Source organism: Comamonas sp. Z1 (assembly GCF_008121555.1).
GTDB classification, from domain to species: Bacteria; Pseudomonadota; Gammaproteobacteria; order Burkholderiales; family Burkholderiaceae_C; genus Comamonas; species Comamonas thiooxydans.
Genome location: NZ_VOQT01000012.1, coordinates 107,241 through 127,199 on the forward strand (window position 1 = coordinate 107,241; position 19,959 = coordinate 127,199).

Genomic DNA, 19,959 nt, shown 5'->3' on the forward strand with positions numbered 1-19,959 from the left:
GCACTCCATCGCTCGAGACAGTTAACCGAAATTACTTCGTTGGCTGCGCTGACTGCGGGCATGAGCGGGCGGGACAGAAGGCTATTTGCGCGGGCGTTGAAGAAATTGGCGGCCCGTGGAGAGCTGCGTCGCTTCCGCTTTGATGGCCGTTTGCACTTCGCCCCTCTGAGCCGTGCGGGTGATGCCGCATTTGTTGCCAAGTTCGCTCTGGAGTCAACTGCTTGCGGGTGCGGCGAGGGGAGCTGCATGCCCTGGTCTGGCAAGTTTTTCAAGCCGCGCCAGGGCCCGGTGGTGAACCTCGACGGCAAGGAGTATGTGCTGCGCCGTGTGATCTATGAGGTGCGAACCAGAAAAAAGCTGGCGCAGTCGGAGTCCGTTCGTCCTTCCTGCGGCGAAGCCAACTGCATCCACCCCCAGCACCTGACCAAAGAGCCGCGCAACACGCCGCTGATCGGCAGGGCCCGGCTGCCGTCCACACGCGAAAAGCTGGCCAGGGCTCAACAAGCCAAAGCCCCGTACTCCATGGAAGAGGTTCAAGCGCTGCGCGGTCGCTGCATCCGCGGCGAACTGACACGAGTGGCCGCGGCCAAGTGCCTGGGGGTTTCCGTGGAAACCATGGAGCGGATGGTGAATGGGCTGGCGTGGCGTGACTTTTCCAACCCCTATCAGAGCCTGACGGCATAGGAGAGACAAATGAGCATAGTGGGCATTGACCCGGGCCAGTCCACTGGCCTTGCAGTTTATGAAAAGGGCAAGCTGCACTGGTTGCATACCGTGAGTGCGGATCGGTTGGAGCAGTGGCTCGCCCAGCACCCCGCCCAGTTGGTCATCTTTGAAGACTCGCGCAAGACCAGCAAGACCTTTACCGCAGCCAAAGGCGTCAGCGCAGCGGCGGCTTTGAAGATCGCCCGCAATGTGGGAGAGATCGACCGACTGTGCAAGGACATCGAGGCCATGTGCAAGCGCATGGGGATTGAGGCCTACGGCGTTGCCCCCCTTGCCAAGGGCTCAAAGGTCAATGCGGGGGACTTTGCCCAGATTACCGGCTGGAAGACGCGCAGCAGCCAGCACGCCCGTGACGCAGCCATGGTGGCTTGGCCCTACCGCAACAAGGCGAGCAAGGCATGAGTGCCCAGCGACTAGCTGCCGTAGAGCGCGGCCTGAACGGGATGGAGCGCAAGGTTCTTGAGGCTGTCCCCATGCAGGAGCCATGGAACGCCAAGGCGATCCAGGGGGAGCTGCACCGTCTCGGTAAGCCCATGGAGATCAAGCAGCTGGCGGGTTGCCTGCGCAGCCTGCGCGATGCTGGGCTGATCAAGCTCAATGCCACCGGCGAATACATCCGGGTTGCCGTGGAACGCCCCCGTGCAGCCAAAGCGCCATTCCCAAGCACACCACCCATACAGGCGAAAGCCGAAAGAGAAACCATGACTTTGACAGCAGCACCAGCGCCAGCAGCTTGCGCCGAATCACCTGCCAAGGTGGACTTTATGGCCGTGCTTGCCAAGAAGGCCGCCCGCCTGCGCCAGGAGGCAGACGCGCTGGACGAGCTGGCGCTGGCAATAGGTGAGCGTGAGCAGCAGCACGAGGCAGATCTTGCCAAGTTCAAACAGCTGCGCGAGCTGTTGAAGGGCATCTGAGCACCATGGCCGGTATCCAGATCGTTCGCAACCCCAGCGTTCAAGCCAGCCCGGCTGATCGTGATGTTGCCATGCGCGTGCTGCTGGGTCACATCGATGGCCTGGGTGAAGACAACCGGAAAAGCTGGCGGAGATTTCTTCGGCGTCTGCTGGCGCTGGAGCCCGGCGGCATCGTGGAGATCAACACCAAGCAGGCCCGGCTGGGCTGGTACCACCGCAAGCACATGGCCTTGGAACTCGCATTCTTCAACACCCAGGACAAGTTCCCTCAGTTCGACCGCTTCCGCGACTGGCTCAAGCTGGGCGCGGGGCATGTGGACTGGGTTCCCACCATCAATGGGATGGTGCCGCTGCCCAAGTCCACCAGCTACTCGAGCATGGAGCAAGGGGAAATGGAGCGCTTTCACGGGCATTTCGTGGACTTCATGCGTACCGACTACGCCGGCACCACCCTCTGGCCGCACCTGAGCCAGACCCAACGCATCGACATGGTTGAAGGGATCTTGGGAGGGTTTGACGAGTGACGGACTTCATCAAAGCCTGGGTGCTGCTGTTGTTCTGGTCGCCTGAGCTGCTTCGCACGCTGGCGCTGGACTTGACGGGCCGCTTCTACATCTTTCGAGACTCGGCCGACGAGTTCATGAACTTTCTAGCCTGGCTGCAGGTGAATGGGCCTGACTGGTGCCGCGACCAGCCTCGCTATTTCGCCAGGGCCAGTGACGAACGCGAACGCCGCGCCATTGTGAAAAGGAGCCGTGCATGATGAGCACGCGATTTGAGCTGTACGAGGGCGATTGCCTTCAAACCCTGCGTGGCCTAGCCGAAAACTGTGTGGACAGCATCGTGACCGATCCGCCGTATGGACTGGCCTTCATGGGTAAAAAATGGGACTACGACGTTCCCAGCACAGAGATTTGGGTCGAATGTCTGCGCGTGCTCAAGCCAGGCGGTCATCTTTTGGCATTCGCTGGCACTCGCACCCAGCACCGTATGGCGGTGCGCATCGAGGATGCCGGATTCGAGATACGCGACATGATCGCGTGGCTGTATGGCAGCGGCTTCCCGAAGTCGCGCAACATCGCCAACGACATGCAGGAGCCAGGCAATGCAGCCGCGTGGGCTGGTTGGGGCACAGCCCTGAAGCCGGCTCTGGAGCCGATCACCCTGGCGCGCAAGCCGCTCTCCGGCACCGTGGCTGGCAACGTGATCGCGCACGGTACCGGGGCGCTCAACATTGGCGATTGCCGCGTGCCAGCTGAGCCGATGCCGCCGAACACGGGCAGCGGAGGCCTGCCGCGCCGGAGCGAGGACGAGCAGCGCGGCCCCGGCGTCGTCTCGCAGCCGCATGAAGCTGGCCGCTGGCCCGCTAACTTGATCCATGACGGCAGCGCCGAGGTGGTTTCTCTGTTCCCTGCCCAGGCTGGGGCAGCAGCACCCGTCCTCCGACGCAACGGCGACAAGTTCCAAAACAGCTATGGCGCCTTCGCTGGCAACGACAACGAGGGCGGCAGCTCTTTTCACGGCGACAGTGGAAGTGCAGCCCGCTTCTTCTACGTGCCAAAGGCCTCGCGCTCTGATCGAAATGAGGGCTGTGAAGGCCTGGAGCGCAAGCCTCTACTCTGGTCCAGCGGAACACAGAACCCTGGCAGCTTCCAGGCCGAAGGCACTGACAAACGCAGCCAGAACAACCACCCGACCGTGAAACCAACAGCCCTCATGGGCTATCTGTGCCGCCTTGTGACGCCAGCAGGCGGTGTGGTGCTCGACCCATTCATGGGTAGCGGCAGCACTGGTAAGGCGGCAATGCGTGAAGGCTTCTCCTTCATTGGCTGCGAGTTGAACGCCGAGTACTTGGCGATTGCCAAGGCTCGTATTGAGCATGAGTTGGCCCGCGCCATGTCAGCGCCTGAAACAACAACCAGCATTAACCAGCGCGATCTGTTTGCAGAGGTATCCCTGTGACTCTTACCCATTTCCCCCTCAACACCCAAGGCCGAGACTTCGCAGTAGGTGACATACATGGCTGCTTCAACCGCCTGCAGAGCCTGCTGGATGAAATGGGCTTCGATCCAGCGAAAGACCGCCTGTTCTCCGTGGGTGACATGGTTGACCGAGGCCCCGATAGCGATCAGGTGCTTGACTGGATCTCGCGGCCATGGTTCTTCCCGGTGCGCGGCAACCATGAGGACTTCGCCATTCGCTGGCCCAACGGCCACATGCAAAAGGGGGATTACCTGGGCAACGGTGGCGCATGGAACCTGGGCAACCCGGTGGAAGTGCAGAAGGAGATTGCTGCAGGGCTGAAGTTCCTGCCACTGGCCATCGAGGTTGAAACCGAGGGTGGTTTGGTCGGCATCGTCCACGCTGACATCTACGGCTACGACTGGCGCGGCTTCACTGACATGCTGCAAAGCCGCAGCAAGGCCGAGGCCGAGGAAGCAGAAGAGCATGCAATCTGGTCGCGCCGCCGCTTTGACTATCACGACAAGAGCCTGGTGACCGGCGTGCGCGCCGTGGTCGTGGGTCACAACCCGGTGGATCAAGTGCTGGCGCTGGGCAACACCATCCACATCGACACCATGGGCTGGCACCGGGGGGCACTTCACGCTGCTGGATCTGGCAACCCTGAAGCCGTGGGGTGGCGCATGAACAGGCAGGGCATGACTATCGATGATTTGCTGAGGCGAGAGCGTGAGCAGCAAATAGGAAAAGCCGACCGAGACAGGATGTTGCGCGACTGGATGAAGCCGCACATCAAGCGCCTGTCGGGTACTTGGGTATGTGTGGGCCGGGGCGTGAAGGCCACAGGCTTCTCTCCGAGCGCTGCGTACAGTGTCTGGTTGGTGCAGCAGGAACGCCAGGTCAACTATGCCTTGCAGGCTCGGCCCATTCCCGCGCGCCAGTTTCTGGAGGGGTGGCAGTGCTGACCGTCCGTAAATCGATGAAGCGTACCGGATTCAAGCCGCGCGGGCTGGCGCTGGTCACGCCTGAAGACATCGAGGCCAGGCATGAGGCCCGTCAGCAGCGCCTGGCCGCATTAATGCTGGTGGAAGTGCGCGAGACAGCGCCTCTCAATATCAGCACTGAGGTGGTAGCCGTGCCCAAAGAGGACGCGATTGAGTACGAGCCATACCGCCGCCTTGTGGCGAAGCTACCCTGCATGTTTTGCGGGATTGAGGGCTACAGTCAGCATGCCCACGAAAACGAGAACAAGGGCAAGGGACTGAAGTTGGACGACCGGCGCGCGATGGCGCTTTGCTGCACCCGTCCGGGGATTGAGGGCTGCCATGTGGCCTTCGACCAATATCGGCTGCTGCCTGGGGGGCGGGATGCTCATGTGGAGCAAGGCAAGCTGTGGAGCGCACAGACGCGCCAGCAACTCCGTAGGGAAGGGCGCTGGCCTGCAAAGTTGCCCCATATGCCTGGTGAGGAAGAGCTTGCGTTTGATGGGTGATGGCCTGGTTGATGCACCTGTAAGGCCTTGATTTTTATGGGTGCAGCACTCGTCGCAATAAAAAAAGGCCCGCACGAAGCGGGCCCCTCTGGAAGGTCGATTGACCGGAGACAAGTCAATCGTACCAACCGGAGAGAGCATGAATTCATCTGAGAAAGCGGCAGCGACCAGCACGGATCGCGTGTATGAGGCCATCGTGGAGCTGCACAACGCGCAGCAGCCTGCTACACGCTATTCGGTGCAGGCGTTGACCGGCCTTCCACTTGGCCGGGTGGACGACAGGATCAAAGCCCTGGTTGAGCGCGAGCGCATCAAGCGGGTGCTCAAGGGGCAATATGTGCCCGTCGAGTCGCACCCGCCAGCACGGGCAATCAGCAAGACGCTGCTCCCGAATGGGTGCGTCAAAATCGAAATTGGCGACGATGTGCTGACGCTGACGCCTGCCGAAGACCGCGCGCTGGCGCTGCTCCAGGCGGGGGCAGCTACTCAGGTCGCCCAGATTCAAACCGGGCAGGCCATGACAGAAATGGCAGCGACCATGCTGATGAAAGTCGAGCAAATCGAGCGCAGACAGCTGGAGAGCCCCACGCTGGAGGTGGCGGCAAAGCTGGCGCAGGCGGCCACGACCATGGAGAGAGTTACGGCAGCCGCACGGGCCGCAGGTATGAAGGTGGATGAGCGCCAGGGAGAGCTGGCGCTGGACTGATCAGCTCAGATCTAGTTCATCTGACGGCGGCTTGGTCGGCAGCTTCGCCTTTTCCACGACCGCCCGCAGCCATGGTAGGCCCCCTTCATCAATCTTGGCCCATGCCTTCCGGGACAAGCGAATGGAGCGCTGCTCAAGCCTGTCTGCGTCTGGGACTGGAGGCCGACCCCGCGACCGCTTCGGTGTGTTTTCCATGCGCACGATTTTAGCGTCTTTGATGTGATGCGGAAAATATATTAAATGTGATTCAAAAAATGCTTGCTCGTAAGCATTTAATGAATCACAATAAATTACATCGAACAACGCACAAGGGAGAGCACCATGAACATGGCCGAGAGGGGGGTGATGTGAGCAAGCGCATCAAGGAAATGCTGGCGCTGCTGGAGAAGTCCGGTGCTCAGCAAATCGAATTCAACGGCAAAACCCAAGGCCAGCACCTGAGCTTTGATGTGCAGGCTCCGAATGGCAAGCGCCAAACCTTCTTTATGTCCGGCACGCCCAGTTGCTGCCGCGGCGACCTCAACAAGCTTTCCAAGGTGCGCCAGTTCTGCCGTATCAACCACGCCTGAAAGATTCACATGCCTTCTATTTCCGATGACGACCTGTGCAGTGACTGCGCCCATTGCACCTATGTGCCGGAGGCCGAACGCCATGCGTGTGCCAACGACTTCCCAGGCGCGACGGATGACGACGACTACGTGATTAGCTGCGTGGAGTTCATGCCGCGCGTCCGCACATACCGCCACTACGGCCTGGACTACGGCATCGCGGCTGAGTTCAAGGACACCGACGAGGGCAAGGCCCAGGCCAATGCCTTCATGGAAGCCAACCCGCACACCGGCCTGCTGGCCGTGGAGTCGGGCCGAATCATCATCGCCGCGCTGGCGGACAGAGGAACCAAGCCATGAGCATGAACCGCACGCAATACCGCACCGCCCGCCGCCTGATCCGCGACAACGGCCGCGCGGCCCTCAAGTGGCTGGATACCAAAGGCCGCGAAGCGATGGAGCGCCTGATGGACGAGCGAAACGCAAAGGACATGCTGGCCGAGCGCGCCGATGTGGTTGCGTACTGCCAGAGCGTCGGAACCCACCACACCGCCCTGCACACAGTTGACCTGGGCTTGTTGAGCCGCTTTCACGAACGCAAGTACAGCGCCTGACACAAACCTCCAAGGGAGAACAACATGAGCGAGATTCACACGAAGGGGCGGCTGACCGTCCATACACATGGACGCATCACAGCTGGCCCATTCCACAGCTACACGAACGGTTCAGCTCAAGAGCAGTTCGCAATGGTCACAGGCTTCACCCGCAGTGACAACCCAACCGCGGAGCGTGACGCAAACGCGCGCCGTCTGGCCGCGTGCTGGAATGCCTGCGATGGCATTCCCACCGAGAAGCTAGAAAAGGCCGCAGACGATATATCGCCGGTGTTCCAACTGCTGACGAACGCGACAGCGGAGGCAATTAGACTGCGCGCCGCCCTGGAGGCATTGATCCGTGATGCCGACTCGGAGCCGGACTCAGAATACCTGCAAGGAGCAGGAAAGAACCGCGTCGCTGTCCACCGCAAGGGCATCGAGCGAGCCCGTGCTGTGCTGGCCGCGACCACCGAAGCCGCGCCCCCGCAACTGGCCGTATCCAATTTTGACGCCCTCATAAACGCCGCCCGCGAGCAAATGGCAGAGCGCATAGAGAACATCAAGGACGACCGCAGAGGCTTCTACACCCCGGAAGACCTGGAGAGCGCAGAGGCAGAGCGCTTGCAGATCGAGGCCCAGGCGGAGGCCCTGGAAGCCTATTCAAAAGCCGTGACTGCGGAGGGCTGACCCATGGGGACAACATACCGCGTCACTGTCATGTACCTGCTGAAAGCCGCGCCCGTTCGCAAAGCAACCTATGAGGGAGTGAGCGATATTGAAGCAGCGATGGATCTGGCCAGAAAAAAAGTGCATCTGGACGATGAAGCTGCCAACAGCAATCGTGTCATCCTCGAATGCACTGGCGCAGTCTGCTGGAGCTATGCCTACAACGATGTGGCCATCGAGCGCGAGGATGCTTGAGAAGCTGCCTAGCTCAAGCAGAAGCAACCCATACGAACCGCCCATCGAGGCGGTTTTTTTACGACCCCGCATAGGGTTTAGAGATTTTGGCGCCGCTCCAGACACTGGGGCGCATGGCCACATCACCGGCAGGCAAGCGGCCTGCACCGAAGAAGACAGCGACCCCCAAAAAGCCCACTGCACCTAAAAAGGCCGTGGGCATTTCTGCGTCCAAGGCCAAGGCCGCAGCGAAGACTAAGGCCGCCACAAAGGCGCTGGCTAGGACTGCTACGAAAAAGATAGCTATAAGCGGCCGCCATGCAGGTGATTTGACCGATTTGCAGAGTCGGTTTGTTGACGAGTATCTGATTGACCTCAACGCCACCAAGGCCGCCATTCGGGCTGGATACAGCGAGAAGACAGCGGCTGTAATCGGTAGTGAAAACCTAATAAAACCTAATATAGCTGCTGAAATTCAGCTACGAAAACAAGAGCGACAGCAACGCACAGAGATTACTGCGGACGTTGTTCTGCGTGAGGTGTGGCAAATGTTCCGGGCCGATGCCCGCGAGCTGGTTGAGGTGCGGGTGGGCTGCTGCCGCCATTGCTATGGCGAAGGACACAAGCGCCAGCGCACTGTGGCGGAGATGAATGCAGCCCGTGAAAAGTGGATCGACTCGGGCAAGGTGCCACTGGATTTCGATGAAGAGGGCGGCATTGGCTTCAATCCTCTGCTACCGCCTCATCCAACCTGCCCTGAGTGCGGTGGCGATGGTTACTCGCGTGTGGTGCTGCACGACACCCGCAAGCTCTCGCCAGAGGCCGCCAGCCTCTACGCTGGTGCCAAGCATGGCAAGAACGGCATTGAGATCCAGATGCATGACAAGGTGGGCATTGCTGAAAAGCTGTTCAAGCACCTTGGCTTGTACGAGGCTCACAACAAGCAGCGCAATGCTGCTCAGGAGGCGCTGGCCGGCCTGGCTACTTCTGAGCTGCTGGCATTGCAGGCCCGACTGCTGGGCGGCGGGGAGGGCGGGTGATGGATGTATCCCGCCTATCTCCCGAGGTTCGCGCCGAGATGCTTGCTCAGCTCAAGGCTCTGCTGGCAACTCGCAAGATCGACACCATGTACCCCGAGAAGGGGCCGCTACGCCGTGAACTCTATAAGAAGCATCTGGAGTTCTTCAAGGCGGGCGCTACCTATCGTGAGCGGTGCGCCATGGCGGCCAACCGGGTGGGCAAGACCGAGGGCATGGGTGGGTATGAGACTGCCTTGCACCTGACTGGGCGCTATCCCCACTGGTGGGACGGAAGGCGTTTTGATCACCCGGTCAACTTCTGGGCTGCCGGCAAGACCAATGAGACGACCCGCGACATCGTGCAGAACAAGCTGTTCGGCGCGGTCACGGGCGTAGCCCAGGCCAAAGCCTTTTCCGGTACCGGGCTGGTCTACGGGGATTGCATTGGCAAGATCGCCTGGAAGCAGGGCGTGGCCGACCTCGCAGACACGGTGATGGTCAAGCATGTCTCGGGCGGATGGTCGCAGTTGGGCCTCAAGTCCTACCAGCAGGGGCGCGGCAGCTTTGAGGGCACGGAGCGCCACGGGATATGGCTTGATGAAGAGCCACCGCTGGACATTTACAGCGAATGCCTGATTCGTACTGCCACCACGAACGGCATTGTCTACATCACCTTCACCCCGCTGGAGGGGACGACGGGGACGGTGCTGATGTTCATCAACCCCGAGGCGGTGGGGAAGGTGGAGGCTGACTGATGCCAGCCGTTACCGAAAGCCGCTACCTCGTCACCGCTGGCTGGGACGATGTGCCCCACTTGGACGCAAAGACCAAGAAGGAGCTGTGGGACAGCTCGCCACCTCATGAGCGCGAAGCCCGGGCGCGCGGCACGCCCACGCTGGGCAGCGGCCGTATCTTCCCTGTGGAAGAGGACAGCATCAAGGTCACGCCCTTTGCCATTCCCGCTCACTGGCCGCGCATCAATGGCATTGACTTCGGCTGGGATCACCCCACGGCAGCTGTGCAGCTGGCCTACGACCGCGAAGCGGATTGCATCTATGTGGTGCACGTCCACCGCGAGAGCCTGCAAACCCCGGTCATCCATGCCGCCACGGTCAAGGCCTGGGGGCCGTGGGTTCCTACCTCCTGGCCGCATGACGGTTTGCAGCACGACAAGGGAAGCGGCGAGCAGCTGGCCAAGCAGTACGCGGCAGCTGGTCTGCTGATGCTCAAGGATCGCGCCACCTTCCCCGATGGCTCCAACGGGGTTGAGGCCGGGCTGATGGACATGCTCGAGCGCATGCAGACCGGTCGTCTCAAGGTGTTCAGCCACCTCAGCCTCTGGTTTGAAGAGTTCCGCCTTTACCACCGCAAGGACGGGAAGGTGGTCAAGCTGCGCGACGACTTGATGAGCGCCACCCGATACGCACTGATGATGCTGCGCAAGGCCAAGGTCAGGCCCATGCCGCAGGCGCAATCCCAGAACAACTGGGCCCCACTAGATAGAGAGATTGGGTACTGACATGCAGCCTATGACACACAAACCCATGGGCGACAACGCCCAGCAAGCGTTTGAACGCGGCTTCAAAGACACCATGGCCACAGTCATGCCGGGTACCGAAGTGGAGGATCAGGACACTATCGAGGCCAAGATCCGACACGAGCGCGATACCTTTCTGCTCAACCTCATTGCAAAGCGCCGCGAAGCTGTCTCTGGACGCAACTCATCCGGCATTGAGTTGGAGTGGAGCGAAGACGAAGAGCATTACCAAGGCATTGATGATGCCAACCGGGCATTTCACGCTGCCAACCAGCTCTATCGCACCTCCAAGGCCCATATGCTCGGTAAGGATACGACGGGCCCGGCCGGGCCTGCGCGTTCCGTGGTGTTCCTTAATATCACTCGCTCCTATGTGGATGCCGCCAGCGCGCGAGTGTCCGACATGCTGCTCCCAACGGATGATCGGGCCTGGGCTATCAGTCCGACCCCGATCCCGAAACTCACTCCGTACCTGATGCAGCAGTTGCGCGACATGATGGGGCTCAGCTATAGCCAAAAGGTGATGGAGCAGTTTGTGGATCTGCAGATCCAGAACGCCAAGACCGCTGCCAAGAAGATGGAGCAAGCGATTGAGGACTGCTTGGTCGAGTCCAACTGGCACGGCGAGATGCGTCAGATGATTGAAGACTCAGGGCGCATTGGCTCGGGTGTTTTCAAAGGCCCGTTCCCCGTGCGCCGCGTGGCTCGGATGACGAAGCGAGATCCGGTGACAGGTGAAGTCAAGTTCATTCGCCTGTCTGAAATCAAGCCTGGCTCCAAGCGCATTGATCCCTGGAACTTCTTCCCTGACCCTGCCTGCGGTGAGAACATCCACAACGGAAGCTACACCTGGGAGCGTGAGTATCTGTCGAGCCGCAAGGTCAAGGAAATGCTCGAAATGCCTGGCTATGACAAGGCTGAGCTGATGGCTGTCCTGCGTGAAGGGCCAAAGTCCGCCCGTGAAGGTTCGGAATCAAGCCATCGACAGAACGATGCCGAGTTTGAAATGTGGATTTTCCACGGTCACTGCGCGGCCGAGCACCTGCGCATGTACGGTGTGGAGCTGGAAGATGATGTGGAAGAGAAGATGCCCACCATGGCCGTGGTGATCAACGATCGACTGGTCAAGATCACTCTGTCAGCCATGGATGAGGGAGAGTTTCCATATGATGTGCTGGCCTGGCAGCGCCGCCCTGGCTTGCCTTGGGGTGTGGGTGTGTCCCGACAGATCCGTACTGTGCAACGCATCTTGAATGGCTCCGTTCGCGCCATGATGGATAACGCAAGTCTGAGCGCGGCGCCCCAGATCATCCTGGGCAACAAGGTGACACCCGAGGACGGCAACTGGACTTTGTACCCGGGTAAACGCTGGCGCGTTGAGGCGGACTCAGACATCACCGATGTACGGCAGGCGTTCAATGCCTTCATCGTCCCAAGCGTTCAGAACGAGTTGATGAACATCATCAACTGGGCCATGTCTATGGCAGAGGACACCACCGGCTTGCCTGCCATGCTGCAGGGAATCCGGGGGGATTCTCCCAATACGCTGGGAGGCATGCAGCTTCAGGATAACAACGCATCCAGTGTTTTGCGCCGTCTGGCGCGCCGCTTTGACGACTATGTGACCCAACCACATATCCAGCGCTATTTTGACTGGATGATGCAGTACAGCGACGACGACAGCATCAAGGGCGACTTTCAGATCGATGTGCGTGCGTCTTCTGCACTTCTGGAGCGCAGCAATCAGCAATCTTTCCTCATGCAGATGCTGGCGATCTCTAAAGACCCGACATACGGCCTCGACCCGGCGCGCCTCATGAAGGAGCTGCTCAAGGGGCAGCGCCTTGACCCCGAGCGTGTGGCATTGACGGAAGAGCAGAAGCAGGCTCAAGCGGAGAAGGCCGCGCCGCAAGACCCGACACTTCAGGCGCGTGCACAACTCCTGTCCGCCCAGGCCGAGCACACTCAGGCTCGTACCGCCGTGGAGCATGTCAAAGTCTCCGTGGAGCAAGCACGCGCCGAGCAGCTTCAGGCACAAGCAGCGACAACGAATGTTGAGGGCATGTATAGCGCTACCGAGGCGGCCAAGAACCTGCTGATGGCATCCCCTGTGGCGGGTGCCTCTGACGCAATTTGGAAGTCGGCTGGTGGGACAGACAAGGATCTGCCCCCGGCGCTCCCCCAGGTGCAAGGCAATGAGTTGGTGGCAAGTGGGCTGGTTCCACCACCTCAGACCAATACCAACCCCTTGACCCCCGCCAATCCAGCATCGCCTGCTACAGGAATGATGGCCGGCATCGAAGGGGGCGGCGACTGAACTGCCTGTGGGAGTAGAAGCTGCTGGACTTGAAACGGCAGCAGTCCCCATCCATTTCCGTCCATTCCCATCCATTCATTCCTATCTGGCAACCATGACCATTGACCACAAAACCCTCACCGACGAAATCCTGGCCACGCCCCAAGGCGTAGCTCGAGCTATCAAACTCAAGGACGCGCTCGGCAATGACTTCGGCCATATCACCTGGGTATGGGATAACGATTGCCTGAGTGTGGCGACTCAGAAGCTGCCGAATGGCTACGAGGGCTTGGTGCTGGGCGTCGAAGACATGGTGGGAATCCATTTGGAGGGCAGCGCCTCGGCGCCAGCCGAAACCCAGGCCAAGGATCTGGCGCTGCAGCTCATGATCTGGGGTGCTTGTGTTGTGCCTTCCCCGAATGAGGGCGGCGCGCCAAAGCCAGCCATCGGGCCTATCACCCTGGATGTGGATACCGCCTGGGGCAAGGCACTGGCTCATGTGTCCTGTGATGGTGGTTTCATTCAGATCGATGTGTTGAACGCATGTGCACAGCCGCCGTTCTTTGTGGTGCTAGGTGAACATCTGGCCGCCGAGGTTCTGCCCACCATCAAGAAGCTGGTGGAGGGCGCCCCTTTGCCCTCTAGCGCCAATATCACCGAGCGCGTGGAAGGTGCTGTGAATGCTGGTACCAGCGCGCTCACCCAGCCGGTGCCGCTCGGGGCACCCAGCGTGCAACACGACATCTCGCAGCCTCATTGATCAAGCGCTGAGTTCCTGAGCTGATAGCCAAACCGCCCACCGAGGCGGTTTTTTCTTGCTTGGCCTTCGCCGCCCCTGCATGTGGTTTAGACATTCCCCCTCTCTCTACGAGCATTCATCCATCAGTAACGCGCGTATTGGCTGGAGATATGAAGGCGCCCGAGCTTGAGATTGATTTCGACTCCGACGCCTGGAAAGTCCTCGAGGCCCATGCACGCAAGCAGCTGGACGATTTGCGACTGAAAAACGATGGCGTCGGCCACGACCTGCAAGCCACTTCGGTCATCCGGGGACGCATTGCGGTGTGGAAGGAGTTGCTGGATATGCCCAAGAGACGCCGAGAGGCGGAAGACCGGGCCAGTCGTCAGATCAGCCCAGGCGGCTACTGAACCCCTAGACGTTTGGAGCAATACGCATGAGCATGGAACAGGAAGACCAAGGTTTTGAACAAGGCTTTGCCTCTGTGATGAACCTCGAACCCGAGCAGCACGCACCCGCAGCTGATGCTGCCGATGCAGGTAATGCCGGTGGCGAGGTCGAGCAGGGCGCAGCCCAAGACAATGCCAATGGCTCCGATGCTGGTGCCCCCGAAGCGCCCGCTCCCGAAGCGCCCTCTGGTGAAGCGGGTGCAGCTGAATCTGGTGAGCAGGGCGCGGCCCAAGCTGCCAGCGAGCAGGGGGGCGCAGGGGATGGCGGTACGCCGGCTGATGCAGATCCAGACCCGAACGACGAGGTTCTACTCGATGGCCTGACCCGCCGCGAAGTACGCAACCTCCTATCGCGTGCCTCCGAAGTGGAAGGGCTCAGCGCGGGCCTGCGCAAGGTTCACGGAAAGATTGGCGAGTTGAACGACCGGCTCCGCAAGGCCCCGGCTGAACATGCCCCCGGTAACTACGGCGGCATTGCGCTCTCTGGTCTGGAAGGTGAAGCCTTTGACAAGGCGGTCACGGATGTGATGGCTCAAGCAAAGATTGATGCTGCCGCATTCGGTGATTACTCCGAAGAAGGCCTGGTGCGCGGCATCGTGACCACCATGCTCCGCATGCAGCAGCTCCAACAGTTGCCGCAGGTACAGAAGGTGCCGGCTGAGCCGGGCGGGCAGGGCGCGGCCTTGCCCGTGGACATGCCGCATTCCGCTGCAGCTGAGGGTCACACCCCGGCTGAATCCCAGCACGTAGACACGGCCTCGGCCGAAGCTGCCCAGCAGCACAGCGATCCCAGCATCCACGTTGAGCAGTTGGTGCTCGACCGCGTTCGCCCCGGCTGGCGCGAGACGGTTGCTGGACAGGAATTCAATCTCTGGCTTGGTGCGCAAGACCAGTCGTATCAGCAACAGTACCTGCAGGCCAACACCGCCGAGAAATTCGCCGGTGTGCTCGACACGTTCGGGCAGTGGAAGACCGCGCGTGAAGCTGCCGTCTCCAAGAGTGCCAAGGCACAGGAGCGCTTGGAGCGCTCGCTGACTCCGACAGGACATGTACCCAAGCCTGCTGCCGCGATGACGGAGGACGAGGAATTTGAAGCCGCGTTCGCCGCCGTCTCCAAGCAGCGCCTGTAGGCCTATCGGCCTGTATGAAAGGATGAGTCATGCCTCAGTTTGAGAGCAACAATCCGACGCCCCGGATTGGCAAAATCAAGGGCGAAATCCTGGCGCACGCCGTCAGCTGCGAAGTGCTGGGCCTGACCGGTCAGCAACGCGGCATGGTCAAGAATGCGGGCAAGACCGTGGTGTACCGCCGCTATCTGCCCCATGGCGCGGCCAATACCGACTGGAACACCCGCAACCGCCCCAAGGCAGACCCCGCAGCTCATGAGCTGACCGAGGGTGTGACCCCTTCGGCGGATTCTCTGGTGCCCCAGGACATTACCGTGACCATCAAGGAATACGGTTGCCTGTACCAGCTGACCAACCAGACTGCTGACTTCTACGAAGACGATGTGTCCTCGGAAATGAAGAAGCAGTGCGGCGAGCGCATCGGCCTGCTGCGCGAGATGATCCGCTATGGCGTGGTCAAGGCGTGCACCAATGTGTTCTACGCTGGAAACGCGTCCAGCCGCGCAACCGTGGCGGGCAAGATCACTCTGCCCATCCTGCGCAAGGTCAGCCGCGGCCTGCAGGCGAACCATGCCAAGCGCGTCACCGGCATTCTGGCGCCCAGCACCAACATCAAGACTTCCCCTGTGGAAGCCTCGTATCTGGTGTTCGTGTCGTCCGATGCCGAATCCGACATCCGCGATCTGCCCAAGTTCACTCCGGTGGCGGAGTATGGCTCGCGCAAGGTCGTGTCTCCCTACGAGCTGGGCTCCTGCGAGAACTACCGCTTCGTGACCAGCCCCGAGCTGGCTCCTTACCTGGGAGCAGGCGCGGCTGTAAGCGGTACCGGTTTGCTGGGCGATACCAATGTGGACGTGTACCCGTTCGTCGTGACTGGTGAAGACGCCTGGGGCCAGCTGGCTCTGCGCGGTGCCAACGCGCTCGATCCGACCTACATCCCACCTGGCACCAAGGACAAGTCCGACCCTCTGGGCCAGCGCGGCTATGTGGGCGCCAAGTTCTACATGAACTGCGTGCTGCTCAACGAAGGCTGGATGGCGGTGGTTGAGGCCGGCGTCTCCGATCTGGTCTAACCCCACAAGGCGGGCTGCTGTGTAAAGGCGGCCCGCCTTTGGTACTTCTTCAAGGAAACACAAATGAATGGATCTACTGTCGGTCGTCGTGGCGGCAAACAGCGTGAAGTGGATGCCGGTGCCGAGTACCTGGGCGCGGCCCCCGAGTTGATGCTGGGCGATGCTGCGGGCGATGTTGAGTCAATCGTGACCGAAGTGGGCATGGATGCCGTGGCACAAGAGGCGTTCATGAACGATCTGCTGACCATCATCGTTGCCTCCAATGGTGCCGACGATGAAACCCCTAGCGTGCCTGTTGGCGTCAATGGCTCGTTCATCTACCTGCCGCGCGACATCCCCATTGATGTGAAGCGTAAGTATGTGGAAGTTCTGGCCCGTGCCAAGAAGACTGACTACGACCAGACGCTGGACATCGCTCTGGGCGAGCGCATGAACAAGCTGACTCAGCGCCATGTGCTCAAGTACCCGTTCACAGTGATCAGCGATCCCGATAGCCGTGGCCATCAGTGGCTGCGCGAGATCCTGGCCCAGCGCCGCTAACTCAAGCCGGGCGCGCCATGACACTCGAAGAGCTCATTGCTTTGTACCGCCGCAGAGCGCAGGACACGGAAGAGCCCCACCTGTGTGACGACGACACCGTGCGCCTGTACTTGAGGGAAGCGCAGGACGAGGCCTGCCGCAGAGGGCAACTGCTCTTGCAGTCCACCGGTGCCATGTGTCAGGTGCAGTTCCAGGCCGGCGCCGAGCTGATCCAGCTCGATCGCAGGGTGCTGAAAGTGTTGCGCTCCTACGTGGATGGTAGCCAGGTCAGGGTGGTGCCGGTCGATGTGATGGATCTCAATCATCCCAACTGGCAGTTTGACACCCTGCGTGACAAGCCAAGGGTCTTGATTTCTGGACTCACAACAGATGCATTGCACCTCTGGCCCATACCCAGCCAGAACGGGGAGGTTCGGCTGAGCGTTCAACGGCTCCCTATGAAACCGCTGCTTGTGGATTCGGATAAGCCCGAGATCAGGGAAGAAGCGCACCCGGCATTGGTGGAATGGGTCATGCATCGCGTGTATGGAACCCAGGACGTTGACCTGTACGACCCGAATAGATCCGAGATCGCGCTGAGGAAATTTGAAGCTGAGTTCGGTAAGAAGAGCAGTCTGCGCAATGAAAACTGGGTGAGGGACGGTGCAGGGGCATTGCCCGCTCCGCTGGCCTGATCCCGAAAGGATAGGCGATGGCCAACCCCAAAGATGAATTCCAGCGACAGCAGCAAGCTGTGGCAGCTGCTGATGCGAAGGGCGGACAAGTTCAAGGCTTGGCTGTCTCGACTGACCCCAGCAATGCCAGCCGCTTTGCCAAGGTGCCCCCGGGCATCGGTGGTAATCCGCTCGTTCAGCAGTCGGCGCAAGCGGAAAAGAACACGAACCCCATTGCGGAAGCGGCTATGACCACGCCTGCTGCGCCAGCTGCCTCCCCTAAACCAAGCGCGCAATCGCCGGGCTTCACCCCAGCGCCAGCTACGAACTCTGCTGCAGGTTCCGCAGCTGCCGTGCCACTTTCCCCGCAGGCTCAGTCCGATAGAGCGCGAGTCGGCGCAGCCTGGGATACCGTCAAGGATGTGAACGACGACGCCGGCCGGGCCATTGCGGATATGGCGATGCTCGTGCCTCGCGGCGTGGCGGGTGCGTATGACAGCGCCGTGGTTCGACCCATGCGCGCCGCCGGCGTCAATGCCAGCTACCTGAGCCCCCATCTGGTGCCTGATGGCGTCGATCCAAGTAGCATGACGCCGTTCACCGACCAAAAACGCATGCAGCAGGCCGCCAACAGCAGAGCGCCTGGCGCTGCAGCTGTGCAGCCAGCTCAGACCGCTGGTGCCGGAGCGGGTACCTCTGAAGTCGGTGGCGGGCGCGGTTCCATCAATCCGCCGATGGCTGACCCCAGCGCACCGACCACGACCCTGGCCGGTGGTGCGACAGTAACGGGCAACCCCATGGCCCAATGGGATCGCACTGGCATGACCAATGCCGAGGTGGCACAAGCCAACCCGGGTGGCCGAGTGACCATGCAGCGCCAGCCCAATGGAACCATGTCTTTCAGCGGCACTGATGTATCGGGGCCGGTGTCTTACGCAGATGGTGCGGGCAAGCCGCTGCCTGGTGCAGGCATTCGCGGCAATGGCTTCAGCCGGGTAGATTCGACCCCCGCGGGCGCTTCTGTTGGCATGGACGGCGCAGGCAACTATGCATTTTCGAGCGGAAACCCGCTCACCAATGGCGCATCTGCTGGCCGGTCTCCTGTGGGAATGTCTGTTGAACAGGCTCAGCGCGAAGGCTTGATTGGTCAGCGAGTCGGATACAACCCTGCATATGACCAGCGGCTCACGGGCGAGAAGAGCCAGGCACCTGACAAAAACACTGGAGCTGCATCTTCTACAGTGGATTCTGCGCTCGCATCTGCGGCTGCAAGGGGTGACTTTGACGCTGTGCGCGCCCACTACGCGGGGCGCGGCCAAGAGTTTGGCCCGCAGGGGGCAGCACAGGGCACGGGTGTTCCTGCATTCGAGGCTCCTACTGTGCGCCACAGCGGCAATGACTGGGCGGCGCGTCAGCAACTCAAGGATATGGAGGCTTCTGCGAGTTCGATCACCAACCGTGCCGAGTGGCGCAGTGGCAGCAGCACCCCCGCATGGGGCTCGCGCCATCAAGGGCAGAACGACCCGGACGGAAAGGTCGCGCGCTTCAATGCTGCCACCCAGGCCGATCTGGCTGCGCAAGGCAAGGCGCCTGACCTGCAGCAGCGCACCAATGAAACGAATGCCGGACTGCAACGCGCCGCCATGAGCGAGCAGGGTGAAAACTACCGGGCTGCCGGCAGAAATGCCATCGCAGCTGCTGGTCTGGCTCAACGCGGCCAGGAAATTAGCTCTCAGGCGGAGCTGCAAAACCTGGAGGTACAGCGCGCTCAACGCAGTGCTGGCGTCATGCAGCGCTATGACTCAGCCAAGGATGACGCAGAGCGCATGCAGCTCATTCGCCAATACCCTGATGTATTTGGGCAAAAGGCCATCGGGCCCCAGGGCAAAGACCGCTACATGACCGTTGGCGGTGGAACGTCTGTGGTGGACGGTCAGACAGTGCGCGAGCCAACCATGGTGTTCGATACTGTCACTCAGCAGTACGTTGGCGGGGGTGCGCCTGGTGGCGGTCAGGCCGGACAACCAGCAAAAGCGCCGACCTACGAAAAGGATCAGATCTACGTCGATCCACAGTCAGGTGCGAAGCGGCGATGGAATGGACAGAGCTGGGATCGCGTGTAACAGCTCAGTTGCGCAGAGGGACTGCACGGGCCGGGTTGAAGTCATCCCCGGCCTTTTTCATTTCTTGGTAGGTGCTCAAGGGAACAGCGCGAGAAGGGTCGAAGGTGTCATCCTTGCCGGCAGCACGATTGGGCAGGGCTCCCGGGCTGGAAACAGGTACGCGCCCTTCGGCTGCGTCAAACTGGTGGTCGTTGGTTCGTGTATAGACCGTGCCTAGCATCAGCAGTGCGGCGCAACCGATGCCCACCGCGATTCCAATGGCCTTGGTTGGGAGGTTCACAGTGAAATAACCAATGGCCGTGCCCAGCAGGCTCCACCAGAAGGCCTGAGCGAACATGGCCGGCAACGCCGATTGTTGTGGCGTCATACCGGTGGCGCTCATTAATCCGATGGCCAGCATTGAGCCCGCCAGCAGTCCGCCGGACATCGATACCCCCCAGATAACCCCGGCGCCCGCCGCCCTGAACTGCATGCGACGCATGTAGTGGGCAGCCAAACAAGCAATGGCTGTGCACAGTGCGAAGTAGATCATTGGAGCTCCCCTTTTTTGGCGGATTGT

The 19,959-nt window shown here is 60.8% G+C and carries 26 protein-coding genes; 25 read left to right on the top strand and 1 reads right to left on the bottom strand.

All coding sequences use genetic code 11. From position 1 onward, the window contains the following. Positions 1-246: 246 nt before the first annotated feature. The 25 genes from FSY45_RS19440 (at position 247) to FSY45_RS19560 (ending at position 19,400) form a co-directional block, all read left to right on the top strand. The gene (locus FSY45_RS19440; RefSeq protein WP_148748214.1) at positions 247-684 is read left to right on the top strand and encodes a hypothetical protein; all 438 of its coding nucleotides are present in this window, start codon (positions 247-249) and stop codon (positions 682-684) included. Between the two features lie 9 nt (positions 685-693). Then, positions 694-1,128, top strand: coding sequence for a hypothetical protein (locus tag FSY45_RS19445; RefSeq protein WP_222864862.1), 435 nt, complete (start codon positions 694-696; stop codon positions 1,126-1,128). After that, a complete protein-coding gene (locus tag FSY45_RS19450; RefSeq protein WP_148748215.1) occupies positions 1,125-1,640 on the top strand; it encodes a hypothetical protein in 516 nt (171 codons plus the stop codon). The genes FSY45_RS19445 and FSY45_RS19450 overlap by 4 nt, the downstream gene beginning before the upstream one ends. Before the next feature lie 5 nt (positions 1,641-1,645). Next, positions 1,646-2,164 carry a hypothetical protein gene (locus FSY45_RS19455; RefSeq protein WP_148748216.1) on the top strand — a complete coding sequence of 173 codons (519 nt, stop codon included), beginning with the start codon at positions 1,646-1,648 and terminating at the stop codon, positions 2,162-2,164. After that, entirely contained in the window at positions 2,161-2,403 is a 243-nt protein-coding gene (locus FSY45_RS19460; protein ID WP_148748217.1) for a hypothetical protein, read from the top strand. The genes FSY45_RS19455 and FSY45_RS19460 overlap by 4 nt, the downstream gene beginning before the upstream one ends. Then, complete coding sequence (locus FSY45_RS19465) at positions 2,400-3,602, top strand: site-specific DNA-methyltransferase (RefSeq protein WP_255443385.1); 1,203 nt, start codon at positions 2,400-2,402, stop codon at positions 3,600-3,602. Before FSY45_RS19460 ends, FSY45_RS19465 begins: the two co-directional genes overlap by 4 nt. Continuing rightward, positions 3,599-4,567 carry a metallophosphoesterase gene (locus tag FSY45_RS19470; RefSeq protein ID WP_370512841.1) on the top strand — a complete coding sequence of 323 codons (969 nt, stop codon included), beginning with the start codon at positions 3,599-3,601 and terminating at the stop codon, positions 4,565-4,567. Before FSY45_RS19465 ends, FSY45_RS19470 begins: the two co-directional genes overlap by 4 nt. Continuing rightward, entirely contained in the window at positions 4,561-5,094 is a 534-nt protein-coding gene (locus FSY45_RS19480; RefSeq protein ID WP_148748219.1) for a hypothetical protein, read from the top strand. The genes FSY45_RS19470 and FSY45_RS19480 overlap by 7 nt, the downstream gene beginning before the upstream one ends. A gap of 139 nt (positions 5,095-5,233) precedes the next feature. Beyond that, a complete protein-coding gene (locus FSY45_RS19485; protein WP_187427580.1) occupies positions 5,234-5,800 on the top strand; it encodes a hypothetical protein in 567 nt (188 codons plus the stop codon). Between the two features lie 242 nt (positions 5,801-6,042). Continuing rightward, the gene (locus FSY45_RS28300; RefSeq protein ID WP_255443386.1) at positions 6,043-6,369 is read left to right on the top strand and encodes a hypothetical protein; all 327 of its coding nucleotides are present in this window, start codon (positions 6,043-6,045) and stop codon (positions 6,367-6,369) included. Between the two features lie 9 nt (positions 6,370-6,378). Further along, complete coding sequence (locus FSY45_RS19495) at positions 6,379-6,708, top strand: hypothetical protein (RefSeq protein ID WP_148748220.1); 330 nt, start codon at positions 6,379-6,381, stop codon at positions 6,706-6,708. After that, positions 6,705-6,962: a hypothetical protein gene (locus FSY45_RS19500; protein WP_148748221.1), complete on the top strand. Its 258-nt coding sequence runs from the start codon at positions 6,705-6,707 to the stop codon at positions 6,960-6,962. The genes FSY45_RS19495 and FSY45_RS19500 overlap by 4 nt, the downstream gene beginning before the upstream one ends. A 24-nt stretch (positions 6,963-6,986) precedes the next feature. Continuing rightward, positions 6,987-7,631 (top strand): hypothetical protein, encoded by a 645-nt coding sequence (locus tag FSY45_RS19505; RefSeq protein ID WP_148748222.1) that lies wholly within the window; start codon positions 6,987-6,989, stop codon positions 7,629-7,631. Between the two features lie 3 nt (positions 7,632-7,634). After that, positions 7,635-7,865, top strand: a complete 231-nt coding sequence (locus tag FSY45_RS19510) for a hypothetical protein (protein WP_148748223.1) — start codon at positions 7,635-7,637, stop codon at positions 7,863-7,865. A gap of 113 nt (positions 7,866-7,978) precedes the next feature. Continuing rightward, positions 7,979-8,884, top strand: coding sequence for a terminase small subunit (locus tag FSY45_RS19515; protein ID WP_148748224.1), 906 nt, complete (start codon positions 7,979-7,981; stop codon positions 8,882-8,884). After that, entirely contained in the window at positions 8,884-9,618 is a 735-nt protein-coding gene (locus FSY45_RS28035) for a terminase large subunit domain-containing protein (protein WP_222864863.1), read from the top strand. The genes FSY45_RS19515 and FSY45_RS28035 overlap by 1 nt, the downstream gene beginning before the upstream one ends. Next, complete coding sequence (locus FSY45_RS28040; protein ID WP_222864864.1) at positions 9,618-10,382, top strand: terminase; 765 nt, start codon at positions 9,618-9,620, stop codon at positions 10,380-10,382. Before FSY45_RS28035 ends, FSY45_RS28040 begins: the two co-directional genes overlap by 1 nt. A gap of 10 nt (positions 10,383-10,392) precedes the next feature. Next, positions 10,393-12,717 carry a hypothetical protein gene (locus FSY45_RS19525; RefSeq protein ID WP_148748225.1) on the top strand — a complete coding sequence of 775 codons (2,325 nt, stop codon included), beginning with the start codon at positions 10,393-10,395 and terminating at the stop codon, positions 12,715-12,717. Positions 12,718-12,811: 94 nt separating this feature from the next. Next, on the top strand, positions 12,812-13,456 hold the full coding sequence (locus tag FSY45_RS19530; protein ID WP_148748226.1) for a hypothetical protein: 645 nt from the start codon (positions 12,812-12,814) through the stop codon (positions 13,454-13,456). Between the two features lie 149 nt (positions 13,457-13,605). Next, positions 13,606-13,845, top strand: coding sequence for a hypothetical protein (locus FSY45_RS19535; RefSeq protein WP_148748227.1), 240 nt, complete (start codon positions 13,606-13,608; stop codon positions 13,843-13,845). Positions 13,846-13,871: 26 nt separating this feature from the next. Then, on the top strand, positions 13,872-15,014 hold the full coding sequence (locus tag FSY45_RS19540) for a hypothetical protein (protein WP_148748228.1): 1,143 nt from the start codon (positions 13,872-13,874) through the stop codon (positions 15,012-15,014). 29 nt (positions 15,015-15,043) lie between these two features. After that, a complete protein-coding gene (locus FSY45_RS19545; protein WP_148748229.1) occupies positions 15,044-16,084 on the top strand; it encodes a N4-gp56 family major capsid protein in 1,041 nt (346 codons plus the stop codon). A gap of 63 nt (positions 16,085-16,147) precedes the next feature. Then, positions 16,148-16,624 (top strand): hypothetical protein, encoded by a 477-nt coding sequence (locus FSY45_RS19550; protein WP_148748230.1) that lies wholly within the window; start codon positions 16,148-16,150, stop codon positions 16,622-16,624. Positions 16,625-16,641: 17 nt separating this feature from the next. Continuing rightward, a complete protein-coding gene (locus FSY45_RS19555) occupies positions 16,642-17,298 on the top strand; it encodes a DUF6682 family protein (protein WP_148748231.1) in 657 nt (218 codons plus the stop codon). Positions 17,299-17,315: 17 nt separating this feature from the next. Further along, complete coding sequence (locus FSY45_RS19560; protein ID WP_148748232.1) at positions 17,316-19,400, top strand: hypothetical protein; 2,085 nt, start codon at positions 17,316-17,318, stop codon at positions 19,398-19,400. A gap of 4 nt (positions 19,401-19,404) precedes the next feature. Here the strand turns inward: FSY45_RS19560 and FSY45_RS19565 are convergent, their stop codons facing one another. Next, entirely contained in the window at positions 19,405-19,932 is a 528-nt protein-coding gene (locus FSY45_RS19565; protein ID WP_148748233.1) for a hypothetical protein, read from the bottom strand. Positions 19,933-19,959: the final 27 nt, after the last annotated feature.